The sequence below is a fragment of the Bacillus sp. JJ1122 genome, from assembly GCF_036964885.1.
GTDB lineage: Bacteria > Bacillota > Bacilli > Bacillales > Cytobacillaceae > Mesobacillus.
This window is the reverse complement of the sequence record NZ_JBALQL010000001.1, coordinates 61578-79034: the sequence shown is the minus strand read 5'-3', so window position 1 is coordinate 79034 and position 17457 is coordinate 61578. Positions and strand designations below refer to the sequence as shown.

Annotated in this window: 13 protein-coding genes, 1 other RNA gene, 1 pseudogene and 1 other annotated feature; of the genes and pseudogenes, 4 read left to right on the top strand and 11 right to left on the bottom strand. The window is 40.2% G+C overall.

Annotated features, from left to right (window positions below; genetic code table 11):
• Positions 1–32: 32 nt before the first annotated feature.
• A complete protein-coding gene (locus V7201_RS00355; protein WP_335374799.1) occupies positions 33–299 on the top strand; it encodes a DUF2188 domain-containing protein in 267 nt (88 codons plus the stop codon).
• Between the two features lie 47 nt (positions 300–346).
• Here the strand turns inward: V7201_RS00355 and V7201_RS00350 are convergent, their stop codons facing one another.
• From V7201_RS00350 to V7201_RS23135, 5 genes and pseudogenes are all read right to left on the bottom strand, one after another.
• Complete coding sequence (locus V7201_RS00350) at positions 347–910, bottom strand: FAD-dependent oxidoreductase (protein WP_335374798.1); 564 nt, start codon at positions 908–910, stop codon at positions 347–349.
• 122 nt (positions 911–1032) lie between these two features.
• Positions 1033–1947, bottom strand: coding sequence for an ABC transporter permease (locus V7201_RS00345; protein WP_335374797.1), 915 nt, complete (start codon positions 1945–1947; stop codon positions 1033–1035).
• Positions 1948–1958: 11 nt separating this feature from the next.
• On the bottom strand, positions 1959–2987 hold the full coding sequence (locus V7201_RS00340) for a hypothetical protein (RefSeq protein ID WP_335374796.1): 1029 nt from the start codon (positions 2985–2987) through the stop codon (positions 1959–1961).
• Complete coding sequence (locus tag V7201_RS00335; RefSeq protein ID WP_335374795.1) at positions 2984–3850, bottom strand: ABC transporter permease subunit; 867 nt, start codon at positions 3848–3850, stop codon at positions 2984–2986. The genes V7201_RS00340 and V7201_RS00335 overlap by 4 nt, the downstream gene beginning before the upstream one ends.
• A 396-nt stretch (positions 3851–4246) precedes the next feature.
• Positions 4247–4309 (bottom strand): annotated as a pseudogene (locus V7201_RS23135) (DUF2935 domain-containing protein); the annotation flags it as partial.
• Between the two features lie 119 nt (positions 4310–4428).
• On the opposite strand from V7201_RS23135, the gene V7201_RS00330 reads away from it, so the two are divergent.
• Positions 4429–5175, top strand: coding sequence for a YwaF family protein (locus V7201_RS00330; protein WP_335375092.1), 747 nt, complete (start codon positions 4429–4431; stop codon positions 5173–5175).
• 173 nt (positions 5176–5348) lie between these two features.
• Here the strand turns inward: V7201_RS00330 and V7201_RS00325 are convergent, their stop codons facing one another.
• Positions 5349–6524: a NupC/NupG family nucleoside CNT transporter gene (locus tag V7201_RS00325; protein ID WP_335374794.1), complete on the bottom strand. Its 1176-nt coding sequence runs from the start codon at positions 6522–6524 to the stop codon at positions 5349–5351.
• A 728-nt stretch (positions 6525–7252) separates the two neighbouring features.
• Positions 7253–7491, top strand: a binding site (T-box leader).
• A 58-nt stretch (positions 7492–7549) separates the two neighbouring features.
• On the opposite strand from V7201_RS00325, the gene ileS reads away from it, so the two are divergent.
• A complete protein-coding gene (gene ileS, locus V7201_RS00320; RefSeq protein ID WP_335374793.1) occupies positions 7550–10645 on the top strand; it encodes an isoleucine--tRNA ligase in 3096 nt (1031 codons plus the stop codon).
• Positions 10646–11516: 871 nt separating this feature from the next.
• Complete coding sequence (locus V7201_RS00315) at positions 11517–12353, top strand: STAS domain-containing protein (RefSeq protein ID WP_335374792.1); 837 nt, start codon at positions 11517–11519, stop codon at positions 12351–12353.
• 167 nt (positions 12354–12520) lie between these two features.
• On the opposite strand, the gene ssrA is transcribed toward V7201_RS00315, so the two are convergent.
• The 5 genes from ssrA to secG form a co-directional block, all read right to left on the bottom strand.
• Positions 12521–12879: a transfer-messenger RNA gene (gene ssrA / locus V7201_RS00310) on the bottom strand.
• A gap of 148 nt (positions 12880–13027) precedes the next feature.
• A complete protein-coding gene (gene smpB, locus V7201_RS00305) occupies positions 13028–13495 on the bottom strand; it encodes an SsrA-binding protein SmpB (protein ID WP_079506883.1) in 468 nt (155 codons plus the stop codon).
• A 220-nt stretch (positions 13496–13715) separates the two neighbouring features.
• Complete coding sequence (rnr, locus tag V7201_RS00300; protein ID WP_335374791.1) at positions 13716–16097, bottom strand: ribonuclease R; 2382 nt, start codon at positions 16095–16097, stop codon at positions 13716–13718.
• Positions 16098–16133: 36 nt separating this feature from the next.
• A complete protein-coding gene (locus tag V7201_RS00295; protein WP_335374790.1) occupies positions 16134–16880 on the bottom strand; it encodes an alpha/beta hydrolase in 747 nt (248 codons plus the stop codon).
• A gap of 232 nt (positions 16881–17112) precedes the next feature.
• Positions 17113–17346, bottom strand: coding sequence for a preprotein translocase subunit SecG (gene secG / locus V7201_RS00290; protein WP_335374789.1), 234 nt, complete (start codon positions 17344–17346; stop codon positions 17113–17115).
• Positions 17347–17457: the final 111 nt, after the last annotated feature.

Here is a 17457-nt window from a genome sequence, read left to right as displayed (position 1 = left end):
TAAAATGATCACAGTACAAGAGGAGGTAAATCATGGCACAAAATAACGAAAATGAAATGGAACAGGAAGATTATTTTAAGGACCGAGCTGGAACGGATGAAGCAAGATTCCACGCCGTGCCCCATGATGAAGAAGGCTGGGCTGTCAAAAAAGAGGGCCAAGAAAATCCAGAATTCACTGCTGACTCAAGGTCTGAAGCTATAACAGAAGCTAAGAGAATGGCTGAAGAAGCTGGTACGATTGCTTACATTCATGATGAAGACGGAAAGATCGAAAAGCAATTCAATTATCGCAGCTAAAAGTTATCATTAAAGAAGCCTTGCAGCAATTACTGCAAGGCTTCTTTTTATGCTTTTAATACATCATGGTCTACATAACGTTCGCCATTCAGTTCACTGATGACGTTAATGGCAACCTTGGCGCCATCGCCTGCTGTGATGATCGTATGCATGCTGACGCCTGCGCATGTTCCTGCTGCCCAAACGCCTTCAACATTTGTTTTACCCGCGGCATCGACATCAAAAATAGTCTTAATTCTTGGCTCTGTGCCATCCTTTGTTAAAAGGCCAGAAGCTTCCGCAACATCGGTCATCATGCCTGTTGCCAGGATGACATGCTTCGCTTCGAATTCGCCGTTCTCAGTTGCAATCTTAACGCCATTGTCTGTCTTGGTAATGGACGTTACGGATGTTTCTACGAACTCTGCCCCAAATTTTTTCGCCTGGCTGATTCCTGTCTCAACCAAGTCTGGTCCTGTAACTTCAGGTGTGCCGTAGTGATTTTCAATCCATGCACGCTTCGTTACGCTTTTATTGCTGTCAAGAACGACTGTTTTCTTGCCTGCCTTTGCCGTAAAAATGGCTGCACTTCCTCCAGCAGGCCCTGCTCCAATAATTGCAACATCATACATAGGAAAATTCCTCCTTAATTTCAATTCATTTCTATCATATCAAACTTTAATTCTGTATACTAAATATTTTAAACTAGGACAATAGCAGTAAAAAACCCATCACCATGGATGAGTTCACCCTGCTATTCTACTTTTATACGGGGATCAACGACTCCATATAAAATATCTGCAATCAGGTTGCCAATGATCATGATCGTTGAAAAAAGCATCGTCAAATTCATGACCATCGCAAAATCTCTCATATTGATCGACTTGATAAAGAGCTGGCCAAGTCCCGGATAAGTAAAAATGGTCTCGACAATGATGGCGCCATTCACGATATTTACCATATCAAAGCCAAGGAAGGTGACGATCGGAATCAATGAATTTTTCAGGATATGGACATTGTAGATCCTTTTTTCCGATACGCCGATTGAACGCGCTGTGCGGACATATTCCTTCCTGCTGTTTTCAACAATATCATCTCTCAAAAATTGCGTATAGGTTGCTGTTCCAACTACACCGAGGACACATGCCGGCAAGATCAGGTGATGGATTCGATCAAGCCAATAGTCAAGCGTTCCCTCTGGAACTGTGATATCGACTGAACCATTGGATGGAAACCAGTTGAGTTCAAAAGAAAATAGATAGATAGAATATACGGATACCACAATGATTGGGAGTGATAATCCAGTATAATTCACACTGCTGATCAAACGGTCTCCGAGTTTATTTGGGTTGCAGCCTGCATACTTGCCCATAAAAAATGAAAGAACATAGGTGATCATTAAGGAAGTAAACCCTAGAATAAGTGTATTCGACATTTTTTCCTTTAAAATCAGTGAAACGTCAACACGGTAATAGGAGGAAACCCCCAGCTCCCCTGTAATAAAATGGACAATCCATTTTTTATACTCCACCCAGATTATCGCCAGATCATAGCCTGTGCCCATTATCCCCGGCATCATCATGAATAGAAAAAAAACGACGATCGACGTAAGGATTAAGCTCGGAACAGCCAGTAAAATTCTTTTTAAAGAATAGTTTAAAACGGTCATGGTGAATCCTTTCAGAAACCAGCTTCTTTTTGTTCCTTATTCACAAATTGAAAGGAAGGATTGATAATCGTCTCTTCTTTTAGAAGCGTCTTCTTCTCCTTCTTTTTCTTTATTTTACCAATAAAATCGATACTTTTATATGCCAAATGTCCCTCGAGTTCTTTTTTCATCATGTTCGTCACGGCAATGAGGAAAAAGAAAAAGAACATGGTACTTAATACAATCCATGGATATTGAATCATGACTTTGAAATTTTGGCCAATGAGGCCTCCCCATTCATTCGAAAGCGTTTCAGGCTTCGGTGGTCCAGGGTCCGGGCTGAAGATTCCGCCCTTTGTCTGTCCCCCAAGAAAAACATTGAAAATGCCAAGATGCATCATGATGATGATGGTGCTGAGCATCTGCTGGACGATCATCAACAATCCAATTGTTCTCAGGAACGGCCATATATGTTTTTTCAGTACGTGAAAACGGCTGCCTCCCATTAAATAGGAGGACACCACAAAGGATTTGCTTTGCAGTTCTTCAATAAAGTCGATTGTTAGCAGCACTACTGCAGGAAAGGCAACCAAAATGAGGACACCAATCTGATAGGCAGCTGCTGTCCAGACTGGAATGCCTGTGTATTTGTAGGTAACGGGAAACATCAGGAACAGAGCAATAATCAATGCTGGCACATATCTGAACCCAAGGAAAAAGTCCTTAAAATATATTTTCATTCGCGGCATCCAGATAGAGATGATGATTCCCGTTAGAACTCCTGTAGCTACTCGAAATAAAGTAATTACAAATGTGGCGGCAATGGTGAATTTCGCACCGTACAAATGAATGTACATCATGTCATTCCCATTTCGGTCTGTACCGAGAAGATGATCAAACGTTGGTGGTGTTGGGGCCTTACCAATGACTTGCCCCTGTTCATCATAGAGAAAAAACTCTTCGTTATATTCCTCGTCGCCATATAAAGGATACGCCAAACTTACAAAGAAAAGAAACAGGATCAACGCAAAACCAATGAATGTTTTTTTATAGTTTTTCAAAGCTGGACCCCATTTTTCCCTCGATAAAAGCTCGTTGTCATCCTTGCAAGCAAATCAATGAAAAGAATAGGTGCCGCAACCAGCAAGCAGAAGATGATGACTTCAGGAGCATCCATCGTAAAAATGGTATTCAAATCCTTTGTAAACCCCTGCATGGCAAAAATATATTCAATCAATACGAGATTCGATAGCAGCACCCATATTAGGGTCCTTAATTGAATGACGGCCAAAGGAAAAATGTTTCGCAAGATGTGCATGAAATAGATGGTCAGGTTGTGCAGTCCCTTTGATTTTGCAAAAATCACATAATCCTTCTCCCACTCTTCTTCTATCTGTTTGATCAAAAATTGCGCCATAAAAAAGGACGGCAAAAGAGAAACAGCTACGACAGGCATGAGATAGGATTTTTCACTCAATCCATAAAGCCTGAACAGTTTTATCCCCGTTTCTTTGTATAAATAAAGGACCACGTACTGGAGGACAAAAATAATCAACAAATCAGGAACAGCTTCACTGAAATTAATAAAATCCTTCACTTTCGACTGGACTTTTTTTGGTGTCATGATAAAAATCCCTGTCAGCATCATTCCGCCTATGATCATCGTCAGCAATGAAAGCCCCAATATATCCAGTGTGTACACATACCGATCAGCAATACTTGTCGTCAGCCACTGGTTGATAATCGGTGCAGCATCGAAATTATAAATTTGCTGGCTCACTTCCCTCATTGATTGGATAAAAAATCCCGGACCATACAGCAGCTTACTGCCATCAACGTAAAAAAGCCGGGGAATCGATAAGAACAGGATAACCCCTCCCAGAATGCAGGCAGCTCTTATTATGTAATGAATGAATAACTTCATTGGCTGTCTCCTTTTGTGATGATAATTTATGTATTTTAACGAAGGATTTAAATGGATTGTTACATGATTTTTGAAAATAATGGTTAAAGAATTTACGCGGGGCTGTTAAAAGAAAGAAAGGCGTGACGAGTTGTTATGAGAGGAATTACTAGAACAACTCAATCGGAAAAATGGACGTCGATTTGTTATGAGTGGAGCTACGAGAACAACTCAGGCAGAAAAAACGAACTACGAGTTGTTATGAGAGGAGCTCAGAGAACAACTCAGGCGGAAAAAACGGACTGCGAGTTGTTATGAGCGGAGATACGAGAACAACTCATGCAGAAAAATGGACGTCGAGTTGTTATGAGAAGGTGTTATGCGAGAAAACAGATCATAGTTCTATTAGCAGGTCCTCTTCCAGAACTCTGCTTCATCCAAGATTCGCAAGGGCATCTGCTGTCCGTAATAGAATTGCAAATTCTCCCCCCCTCAAAATATAATCGTATGAAATGTATGTAAATAAATTTTTTCCTATGCCTCTATTGAATATGTTAGAGTAAGGGAAAACAGTGAAAAAATGGGAGTGAGGAGCGGTGATGGGAGCATTCTTTGAGCCTGGCAGTGAAAATGTCTTTCAACTTTTTTCAAATGTACATCTTTTGACATTAGGTGTTTTTGCCGCAGTGATTGTGTCTATGTTCTTGTTCCGCAAGACATTAAGAAAGGAGTATGCTAATCGAACGGCTCGCATAGCATTATTCCTGATTTTAATCATATCCGAGGTGAGTCTGCAAGTCTGGCATTGGTGGAGCGGTCACTGGGCTTATCAATATTCCTTGCCATTACATCTCAGCAGCATCAGCTTAATCCTCTCCGCGGTCTTACTTTTAACAAAAAATTATCGACTATTTGAATTTACGTACTTTGCAGGAGTAGGCAGTGCTTTACAGGCCATGATTACTCCGGATATTAGCCTTTACACCTTTCCTCATTACAGATATATTCACTTTTTCGTATCCCATGGAGGAACGGTCATAGCAAATCTGTTCATGGTATTCACAGCGGGGTTCAAGCCCACGGGAAAGTCGCTTTGGAGGGCTTTTTTATGGTTAAACGCGTACACTTTGATTATCTTTATTGTGAACTTCCTGATTGAAGGAAACTATATGTACATTTCTGAAAAACCGGTTAATCCCTCTCTCATCGATTATCTCGGCCCTTGGCCCTGGTATATTCTATCTCTGGAGATAATTACGCTGGTGACCTTTACGATTCTGTATCTTCCTTTTTGGCTGATGAGTATGAAGAAAAATGAGAAGGCATTACCTCAGGAGGAGAAGTAATTGCCTTATAACTAAAGGTTCGTTTGATTATACAATTTCTCACGGTCAGAAGATAATGGCGACTGCTCAAGCCACCCTCTTTTAATCAGGAGGCCCCTGCCTTCAAGGTTGCTCTTAGTCTAAACCTAAAAAAATCCCCTTACTCGCAATTGAGAAAGAGGATTTTTTATTTTTTAAAGGAATAGTCCTACAATCGTTCCAGTTAAGACCGACCCCATTGTAGCCACCAACAATACCTTTAATCCAACCTTAGCTAACTGACTTGCCTTTTCACCATTGATCGCTTGTACAGTTCCTAAGATAATTCCGATAGAAGAGAAGTTAGCGAAAGAAATCAGGAATGATGAAACGATCCCTACTGTCTTGTGATCCAATTTAGGGATCATTTTCATGAAGTCCATCATTGCAACGAACTCATTTGCAGCAACCTTTGTTCCCATCACTGAACCTGCTTTAACGATTTCAGATGAAGGGATACCCATCATGAATGCAATTGGAGCAAACACATAACCGACAATTTCCTGGAATGACATTCCTACTAATTTATCAAGTATAAAGTTCAGCATCGCAAGCAAAGCAATGTATGTGATTAACATCGCGCCTACGATTAAAGCTGTTTTACCACCGATTAAAGCACCGTTACCAATTGCTTCGAATAAAGACTTTTCTGGAATCATTTCTTCGATGTCAATATCCTCATCTTCTTCTTTCGTTACTGGACAAACGATGGAAGAAAGAATCAAGCCGGAGAATACGTTAATTGGCAATGCTACCAATACAAACTCTGCAGGAACCATTTGCATGTAAGCACCTAAGATCGAGCAAGACACAGCAACAAGTGATGACGTAACAACGATGAACAAGCGGTTTGGAGAAAGCTTGTGCAAATATGACTTAACCGAAAGGATTGCGGTTGTATCCCCGAATACCATTGAGTTAACAGCCACGAATGATTCTACCTTAGGAAGGCCAGTAACTTTGGCCACTGCACCGCCAATGTATTTAATGGCTAATGGTAAAATTCTTGTATAAGTTAAAATGGAAAGTAGAGCAGATACGAAAATAATCATCATTAGTACGTTGATAAAGAAGTACCCTTTTGTTGACAAGTCACCAAATACGAATGCGATACCCTCATTACCGAAAGAAAGAACTTTGTTAAAAACATCGACTATTGCTTGCAAAACCTTTTTACCGATTGCCGTGTTAAGCATAAACCATGCTATAAAGAGCTGAACAGCTAGCATGATTCCGGCTGCACGATAGTTTATGTTTTTCTTATCGTTTGACATTAGCCAAGCGATACCAATGAGTGCAATGATTCCTAAAATTGCGATTAAGATAGACATAATATTTTACCTCCATAAGCGGATATTAGTGAGTTGATGGCTACTATTTACTCTTTACTCAAATAAACATTTTAATCCGAAAAGGCTTACAATAAATATGAGTTTTTGCAGGAACGATATACAAAAAGTTCTACTGATCCGTCCTCTCTAACCACCACTTCGTTAACGCTTTCATTTTCTAAATCATTATTGCACTATAAATATATCACACACATTGAACAAATGTTAAGGATAATTTGAACAAAAATAAAGCATATTTTTTACCATTTCAAGAATTATCACCCTAACAAAAAGAATTCTGTTGAAAAGTCAATATTTTTTAAAAAATGCAGAAATTTTGTAAAGTAATTATAGAACAATTGTAAATAAATATAATATTAAATCATACTTTTGTATCACGTGTGTTACAAACATTCATTTAGCTCTTATAACGGCTCTTTGCGAAAATAACTTAGTCAGATCATTCTCCCCCAAAAAATAATACTCACTCCCAAGATTTCTTGGACTCTCTCAAAGCTGGTCTTAAATACACCTAATACGAAATAACATTTGTAACCAGAATAATGAATAACCAAAGAGGTCGATCCCTAGTTTGAAGGATTAGCGTAGGCGAAATGCGCTGCCAAACATATACTTTCCTATAGAAGGACCCAGAAAAAAGACAATCAATAAGGAATATGTTGACAGCACATTTTTCACTCTGTTACAATAAATTCCAATAAAAGCATACAAATTCGTTGATGAGAAAAAGTAGCGTTTCTTCTTGATCCACAGAGAGCTGACATTTTGGTGCAAGTCAGTGTTCGAGTGTTGACGTGAAAATCCTCTCTGAGAAGCCAGGCTGAATGTTTAGTAAGCTTGGACGGGAGTCCGCCGTTACAAGGAACGCGTATGATTGTACGTTGCTAAGTGCTATTGACCGGATCAATAGAATTAGGGTGGTATCGCGGTTAACCCCGTCCCTTACTTGGGACGGGGTTTTTGTATGTTTTTAGACTGATCATTGTTAAATAGGAGCGATATCTATGAAGGCTGATGAGAGTAAGGAAACTGTTGTACAGCGCGAGGACCGGATCCGTAAGTATTGGACAGAGGAAAACACATTTAAACAATCTATACAACTTAGGGAAGGCAAGGAACCGTTTGTTTTTTATGAAGGACCGCCGACCGCAAATGGTCTTCCCCATGTAGGCCATGCCTTCGGGCGAACAATAAAAGATGTTGTCGCACGTTACAAGACCATGAAGGGCTTCCAGGTTGAAAGAAAGGCAGGCTGGGATACACATGGTCTTCCTGTCGAGCTTGGTGTTGAGAAACAGCTCGGTATCTCAGGGAAACAGGAAATTGAACGCTATGGTGTGGAGCCTTTTATAAAGAAATGCAAGGAGAGTGTATTTACCTACGAGAAGAAATGGCGATCTTTTACCGAAGAATTAGGTTATTGGGTAGATATGGACAGTCCATATTTGACCTTAAGTAATGATTATATCGAAAGTGTATGGAACATTTTAAGTAAGGTCCACAAAGATGGCCTATTGTATAAAGGCCACCGTGTGTCTCCCTACTGCCCTAGCTGCCAGACCACTTTAAGTTCACATGAAGTTGCACAAGGCTACAAGGATGTAAAAGATTTATCGGCAACCGTAAAATTTAAACGCCTTGATGCAGATGATGAATATTTCTTAGGCTGGACGACAACCCCCTGGACCTTGCCTGCCAATGTTGCACTTGCTGTGAATCCATCTTTAACGTATGTTCGTGCACAAAAAGAAAATCAGATATATATTGTTGCAAAATCCTTAGTCGGAAAAGTTCTTGGTGATCATGTAACTATTTTAAGTGAGCATACTGGTTCTGAACTTGAAGGAGTTCATTATGCCCCACCTTTTAATTATGTAAGTGTTGAGAAAGGACATTACATCGTATTAGCAGATTACGTCACTGAAGATAGCGGAACGGGTCTTGTCCATATTGCCCCGGCTTACGGTGAAGATGACTATAAAACGGTTCAGCAGAATGGCTTATCTTTTATCAATGTGGTTGATCAGCAAGGTCGCTACACAAGCGAAGTCACTGAATTGACTGGAAGATTTGTTAAGGATTGTGACGTGGACATTATTAAAATGCTATCTGAACAAGGTATCCTTTTTAACAAAGAAAAATACGAACACAGCTATCCGCATTGCTGGAGATGCGACTCTCCTTTACTTTATTACGCAACAGATAGCTGGTTTATCAAGATGTCCTCTTTAAAGGACAAAATGCTTGCAAACAATGCAACTGTTAATTGGTATCCAGAGCATATTAAAGATGGACGCTTTGGAAATTTCCTTGAAAATCTTATCGATTGGAATATAAGCAGAAACCGGTATTGGGGTACACCTCTAAATGTTTGGGTATGTTCTGATTGCAATCACGAGGAAGCTCCAGGCAGTATCACAGAGCTGCAAAAAATAGCCGCAAATCCAATTACTAATGATATCGAGTTACACAAACCGTATATTGATGAGGTACAGTGCACCTGTCCAAAATGTAAAGGGGTCATGCATCGAACGTCCGAGGTGATTGATGTTTGGTTCGACAGTGGATCGATGCCATTCGCACAGTATCACTATCCGTTCGGAAATAATGAAAAATTTGAATCGCAATTCCCAGCGGATGTTGTAATCGAAGGAATTGATCAAACGAGAGGATTTTTCTACAGCTTGCTTGCAGTTTCTACCCTTTTCACCGGAAAACCTTCTTATAAAAATGTCTTATCACTAGGACATATACTCGACGAAAATGGCCAGAAAATGTCTAAGAGTAAAGGAAATGCTCTAGAACCTGTAGAACTGCTCGGAGAATACGGTGCAGATGCGCTTCGTTGGGCATTCTTAGTGGATAGTTCACCCTGGAATCCAAAACGCTTTTCAAAGAAGATTGTGCAAGATGCAAAATCCAAATTGATTGACACAATGGATAATACCTATAAATTTTATGCAATGTACGCAAAAATAGATGGTTTTGTTTACGATGGCCAGCAGCCAGGCAAGAAAACCATTTTGGATGAGTGGATCCTTTCCCGTCTGCATAGTACCGTTAATCTTGTTAATGATCACTTGGACCGGTATCAATTTACTCAAGCAACTCGTGAGCTAGCATCCTTAGTTGATGAATTAAGTAATTGGTATGTAAGGCGCTCAAGAAATCGTTTCTGGGCTTTCGGACTTTCAGAAGATAAACGAGCAGCTTATTCCACGCTATATGAAACACTTACTACAGTTTGCCGCTTGGCAGCACCTTTTGTACCTTATGTGGCCGAGGATATTCATTTGAAGTTAACTCAAAATAGTGTTCATTTACAAGACTACCCAATCGCGAATGAGTCATTGATTAATCTAGATTTAGAAACAGACATGAAAACGATCCTGAAAATAGTTGAACTTGGTCGCAGTATCCGTAACACAAAGAATTTAAAGATTAAACAGCCTTTACAACAAATAATTGTATGGCGCAGTAAAGGCCTTCGGGTTTTAAATCCCTATTCAGGTATCATCAAAGACGAGCTAAATGTTAAAGATGTTGTTTACACAGAAGATCTCTCACCATACCTATCAACTATTTTTACAATGAATTTTAAAACTGCAGGTGCCGCATTCGGTAAACTGGTAAACGCAGTTAAGGAATATGTTAACCAAATTCCTGATACAGATAAAAAGTCATTATTAGACCATGGGCAGCTAAAAGTGAATGTGAAGGAACAAACGGTAACATTAAAGAAGGAACATGTAAATGTTGAATATGAAGTATCTTCTGGTTTTGAAATGGCCGGCGATGAACAACTTAAGGTGGTTTTAGAAGTAACACTTACACCTCAACTTGTTGAAGAAGGTCAAGTTAGAGAATTAATCAGAGCTGTACAAGATACTCGAAAAAAATTAGATCTACCGATTGAAAAATATATCTCAATCAATATTTCAGCAACAGATGAAAGTAAAGAAAAAATAAAACAATTCGAAGATCTAATTAAAGAAAACGTACTCGTTCACCACATAAGCTTTGAAACGCCAAAAAACCCTGAAAAGCAAATTGAAGTGAAATTTGGAGATGAGTTGATTAGGATTTCATTGGGGTATTAGTAGACCTTGAAAAAGCACTGCCTGCAGTTGTAATTTAATACTGCTGGCAGTGTTTTTTTACTCATATTCACACTACAAGTAACTGATAATTTTTCGTCAAAACTGGTCTCCTGAGACTAATCCTCAAATATACTATGAAAATTGAGAAAATACGTAGCTGTCTTAACTTTACTGCAATCTTTGTTTTGGAGCCTTCAGTTTCAAATACCAAGGTAAGAACGTTTTTTGATCATTAAGATCTCCCAGTAAATTGTCTCGGGGATGTCAACCAAATGTTCCCAGCTTTCCAAAACTTCATCAGACCAAAACTCCTTTTCCTTATTTTTTAGCTAACCTTCCCTTCATAATTCTGATCTTATTTCAGTAGTAATAAAAAAGAAAATATTTAAACGTTTATCCTATCGAGCCAAAATTTATGCGACTGTATATCTCCATATCTAACCGCTTAAATTCCAGTATAGGTCATTGGGTTTATGAACCACATTTAAGGGTATATATAAACTTTGTGCAAAAATTAGAGGTCATAGAATCCCCAGTTCAAAAATGGCTAAAAGTATTTCATTTGTAAAAAAATAAAAGATATACTTATCAATTCAATAAGATAGTCCAGTTGAAAGAGCGGGTTGATCTGGTGTTTTCATATCCAATATCAGAACATTTTTACTGAATAGGTTTTAGACTTAAAAAGGTTTTTTTCTTACCATGGTCTTATCTTCAGAAACTTTTCTTTTCAGTCTATCCGACTTTACGGGTGGGAAATTCCCGACTGTTATCATTCAGTATCAAGAGTAATTCTCTTTGCGGTAAAGTCCATTTACATTCCAAACATTTTAAACGCAACAGTAATATTGATTGAAGGAAAGGGGTCACCATGAACGATTCTATTCAAAATTTTGATCAGGCAGCAGAAAAAATACTTGCCTTTATGAACTATGTCATTCCTGTAAACACCATATTTATTGCTAAAAATGATAAGCAGGTAAACCAAATAGAAAAGGTGATTAACAAAGGAAAAGTTCTTTTACGTAGCGGAGATGCCTTAGCATTTAAAGATACATTTTGCAAATTAAGTGTGGATTATGGAGACCAAGTTTTGCTAATAAACGATTTAGTTAGTAATGAATTAACAAAGGATATGGCTGTTACTCATAATTTGGGTGGCGGTTCATTCATTGGCATCCCCATTTATTATGGGAACAGTGAAAACTATGGAACAATTTGCGGACTTGATGACCAGCCATTCCATTTTACCGATGAACATTTAGAGCATTTTCGGACAATGGCTTCCCTTTTGAGCTATGTATTGGATTTGGATTTGGCAAATAGGGAAATTGAAAAACTATCTGCACCTTTAGTAGTTTTAACTCAAGGTATCGCTATTTTGCCTATTATTGGTAACATAAGTACAAATAGAGTAGATTACATAATAAACTCGACTCTAGCACAGTGTACATCTCAATATATTAGTTCCATTATCATGGATTTATCAGGCATTCATAAAATGGATTCTCTGGTGAGTCATTTTCTTGGGAAATTAGTTGCTACACTCAAACTTATCGGAGTTACACCTATCATAATTGGTATTAAACCAGACCATGCCCAAACTTTAGTGGAAACAAATCAAATGGTTTCAGATGTATTAGTGAAGAGCAATATGGAAGTTGCATTATCACATATAGGTTTCTCTTTATCAAGGCAGACTGTCTAATAGTCTCCAAGAGAATTAAATATTTTCAACGATAAACAGTTATTTCCACTTTATATTAATTGAAATCAATCAAAAAGTTTCCTAAAAATAATAAAGCATAAAATTTCCAAACGGAAATTATATGCTTTATTTAATATAGAAAAATAAAAATCCACCAACATATGTATTGGTGGAGACGGTGGGAGTCGAACCCACGTCCAAAGATATTGGCACTTAAGCTTCTACGAGTGTAGTCGGCATATTGGCGATTCGCTGGTCCTTTTGCCTACCGACAGGCGGCCGGCCAGCTAGCCTGGTTGTTCTCTTCCTTCATCCTCAGGCGGTGGAATCCGGCGTAGCCCACTTAAAGTGAGTCCGCTACCCTACCACATGGGCGATGGAGGGGCGAACCGCTATGCAGTATTAAGCTGCGAAAGCGAAGTTGTTGTTTTGTTTGCCAGTTATAGGCGTTGACGTTTTAACGAGGCCGATCCCCTCGACTCGCCACCTAAGCTCAAACTACCCCTGTCGAATCCGTAACGTCCCCATATAAAAGGTTGCTGTATCTGTGATACAGACGTTAGGAAAACTCGGAAAGCCGAGCATAAGTTATGTTGTCACTCGCTGGTGACAGTTTTTATTATATCACATTGAGTGTTTTTTTCAACTGGTACACTCTTCCTCAGCTGACAAGGTTACATTTTCTGACGTTCGCGGAATGCACGCTCGATATCACGGCCTGCTTCCTTCTTCTTCAGCGTTTCACGCTTGTCATAGTTCTTTTTACCCTTACCTAGACCAATTAAAACTTTGGCGAAGCCATTTTTCAAATAAATCTTCAACGGAACAAGGGCATAGCCTGCTTCCTTCGTTTCACCAATCAGCTGATTGATCTGGCGCTTGTGAAGCAGCAATTTCCTTGTCCTTAACGGATCGTGGTTATATCGGTTCCCTTGTTCATAAGGACTGATATGCAGATTGTATAAAAACAATTCACCATTGTGGACCTTTGCATAAGAATCCTTCAGCTGAACACGTCCGTTGCGGATTGATTTAATTTCTGTACCCTGCAGGACGACACCGGCTTCATATGTTTCTTCTATAAAATAGTCATGGTTCGCTTTTTTATTCTGGGCGACTACTTTTCCCTCACCTTTTGGCATAAAAACTTCCCCCTTCTCTGTCTTTTCATTTTAGCAAACATCCTCATCTCCCACAATTCCAAGCCGAACCTAAGTATTTCATGTTCGTTTCTTATAAGTTTCTGTACGATTGATTTCTGCTTCAGGCAAAAACCAGTATTAAAAGTCTGGCTTAAAATCAGGACAGATCATTATAGGATAGAAGAGAGCCCCTTAACAGGAGCTCTCTTTTCAGAGTTGCTTATTTTCTCTTTTTTGATTTTCGTTTTGCGGCTGGAGCATTTTCAAAGAACTTCTTCTTTTTGTTCTTTGGTTTCGGTCCAGAACCAGAGCCTGAACCTGAGCCGGAACCATTCCTGCCGCTGCCGGCTCCTCTGCCGCCTCTTGATTTTCCTTCATCTTCTTTGCCGTGGCGAGGTTTTTTCTGGTTGCTGCCTGTCTTAAAGATTTTTGGTGCAGCCGGACGTTCTCGGCGAGGAGTTCCCTTCATGCCGACAATCTCAAAGTCGATTGAACGCTCGTCTTTATTGACGTTGATGACACGAACTGTGATTTCATCACCGATGCGGAAAACATTGCCAGTCCGCTCACCGATCATTGCCAGCTGCCGCTCTTCATAACGGTAATAATCATCCGTCATGTAGCTGACATGGACAAGACCTTCAATCGTGTTCGGAAGCTCGACGAACATCCCAAAATTAGTGACTGAACTGATAATACCATCGTACTCAGTCCCAACCTTGTCCTCCATATACTCCGCTTTCTTCAGTTCATCTGTTTCACGCTCAGCTTCAACAGCGCGGCGTTCCATGTTTGAAGAATGCTCGGCGATATCAGGCAGCATCGCATTCCATTTTTCCTTCGTTGCCTGATCCAATTTCCCCTCAATCAAATAAGTCCTGATTAACCGGTGGACAATTAAATCTGGGTAACGGCGGATTGGCGATGTAAAATGCGTATAGAATTCAGTTGAAAGTCCGAAGTGACCAAGGCTTTCAGGATAATATTTCGCCTGCTGCATGGAGCGAAGCATAACGGTGGAAACAACCATTTCTTCGGGTTTCCCTTGGACTTCTTCAATGATTTCCTGAAGCGCACGAGGATGAACTCCATTTGCAGATCCTCTGACAAGATATCCAAAGTTCGTGATGAAATCGAAGAACTTTCTTAGCTTATCTTCCTTTGGATCTTCGTGGATACGGTAGATAAATGGTACATCAAGCCAGTGGAAATGCTCAGCAACTGTTTCATTGGCTGCAAGCATGAACTCCTCAATCAATTTTTCAGCTACAGAACGTTCACGCAGCACTACTTCCGTTGGATGGCCTTCTTCATCAACAAGTACCTTCGATTCCTTGAAGTCAAAGTCGATGGCACCTCTATCCATCCTCTTTTTACGAAGGATCGCAGCAAGCTCTTCCATCATTTCAAACATTGGCACAAGAGATTCATAACGAGAACGTGTTTCTTCGTCTTTGTCGACAAGAATTCTGTTCACATCAAAATAAGTCATACGCTCTGTTGTCTTGATTACGCTTTGATAGATTTCATGGTTAACTACTTGGCCATCTGGTGAAATCTCCATATTACATGACAATGTCAGGCGGTCTACTTTAGGATTCAAAGAACAGATTCCGTTCGACAAGCGGTGCGGAATCATCGGGATGACCCGGTCAACTAAATACACACTCGTAGCGCGGTCCTCTGCCTCACGGTCAATTGGTGAGTCCTCTGTAACATAATAAGTAACATCGGCAATATGGACTCCGAGTTTGTAGTTGCCATTTTCAAGCCTTGTCACCTGGACAGCATCATCCAGATCCTTTGCATCTGCGCCGTCTATTGTGACGATCACTTCATTACGCAGGTCACGGCGGTTGGCAATCTCGCTCTCATTGATTTGGTCTGGAGCATCAATAGCTTGTTTTAATACTTCTTCTGGGAATTCAGTCGGCAAGCCATGCTTATGGATAACAGAAAGAATATCCACTCCAGGGTCATTTTTATGGCCCAGTATAGCGATGACCTCGCCCTCGGCACTCTTGCGTCCCTCAGGATAGGCAGTCAATTTCACAACGACCTTATGTCCTTCCACAGCACCCATTCCTGCGTCTTTTGGGATAAAAATATCGCTTGCGAACTTCTTATCGTCTGGAAGGACAAAACCGAAATGTTTGCTTTCGGTGTATGTACCGACGATTTGTGATACGCCCCTTTCCAAAATGCGCACCACAGTACCTTCACGGCGCTGGCCGGAGCTGTCAGAAGAAACTCTTACGAGAACCGTATCTCCGTTCATTGCATTGCCAGTTTCGTTTGGCGGTATAAAAATATCATCCATGCCAGGTTCTTCGGTAATGACGAATGCAAACCCTTTGGCATGGGCGCTCAGGCGTCCGCGAACGAGATTCATCTTTTCAGGCAGACCGTACCTGTCGCTGCGAGTCCTGACAACCAGGCCTTTTTCTTCCATGACAACAAGAGCTTTTACAAACTCCTTAAACGTCGAAGAATCCTGTATCCCGAATGCACTTTCAAGCTCCTGGACAGTAAGCGGCTTGTAAGCCTCGTCTTTCATATAATGCAAAAGCCTGTCTATATGGGCTTTAATATTCTCATCCATTTAAAAATCCCTCCCTTTATTAAAGTTTCTATCCTTTTATTCTTTCCAATTTAGCGTTTCTAAAAACGTATAAACATCTTCGTGGAGCTGGTCACGCTCTTTATCGAGAGTAATCACATGCCCAGATTCCTCATACCATTTAAGTTTTTTATTATCAGATTCTACCGCATTGTAAATGATATTCGCACTATCTGGATTGATCATATGGTCATTGCGAGCCTGGACGACAAAAGTTGGAGCATAGATCATGTCAACATTCTCCCTGACTTCCGTAATCAAGCCCTGAAGTGCTTTAAGTGTGACCATGGATCCGTTTCTTAAGGCATCGACTTCAGACTCAATCTGTTCAGGTGGTTTTCCTTCCATCCTCTTATACTCTTTTGCATATTCAAGTACACCGTGATACATGATTTCCTCTGTTTTGATATACATAGGTGCACACATTGGGACAATTCCCATCACAGGAACTGTATAACCTAATTTCAGGGAGAAAACTCCGCCCAATGACAAACCTGCTACTGCAATCTCTTCGTAACCCTCGTTCTTCAGGAATTCATAGCCGCCAATGGCATCCTGCCACCAATCTTCAGGACCAGTATGTATAAGTTCTTCAGGCGGTACTCCATGTCCTTTGAAAATGGGCGCGTGGCAAGTGTATCCCTTTCCTTCCAAAAATCTCCCCAGCATCCGCACATCAGCAGAATTGCCGGTGAAGCCATGCAGCAGCAGAACTGCTCTTTTTCCAGCTTTAAATGTAAAAGGTCTTGGTACTAACTTTCTCATTTTCCTACTCCCTCTATATTATGAATCTTAGTATGGATAAATTATCTTCCTTAGTTTTAACAAACCACCAGTGAACAATCCAATAAAAAGCCTTTATATATGTAAATACCCATTATTAAGAGAAATATGTAAACCACTCTGCTGCATTAACGCGCTGGGGGTCAGACCCCCAGCGCGTTAATGCGCCAAAGCACAACAAAACCCGGCCTCTTCTGAAGCCGGGTTCTGTGTATTATAGCTTGAAATAAGTAACGGCAATAGTTATAACAAAGAATAAAACGGATAGAACTACAGTGATGCGGTGCAGGATCAGATCAAGTCCTCTTGCTTTTTGCTTTCCGAACAATTGCTCTGCGCCGCCGGAAATTGCACCGGATAGACCAGCACTCTTACCTGATTGAAGCAGAACGACTCCGATCAGCCCAATGCTGACAATCACTAATATAACAGTTAAAAATGTATGCATGACGTACCTCCCGATAAAACCTACTTAACAGTATTTTAAATTTATCACATTTTCAGGAATGAAACAATACTTGTCCGAATAGTTGTGAATTTTTATAAGAAAAGCGTAAGC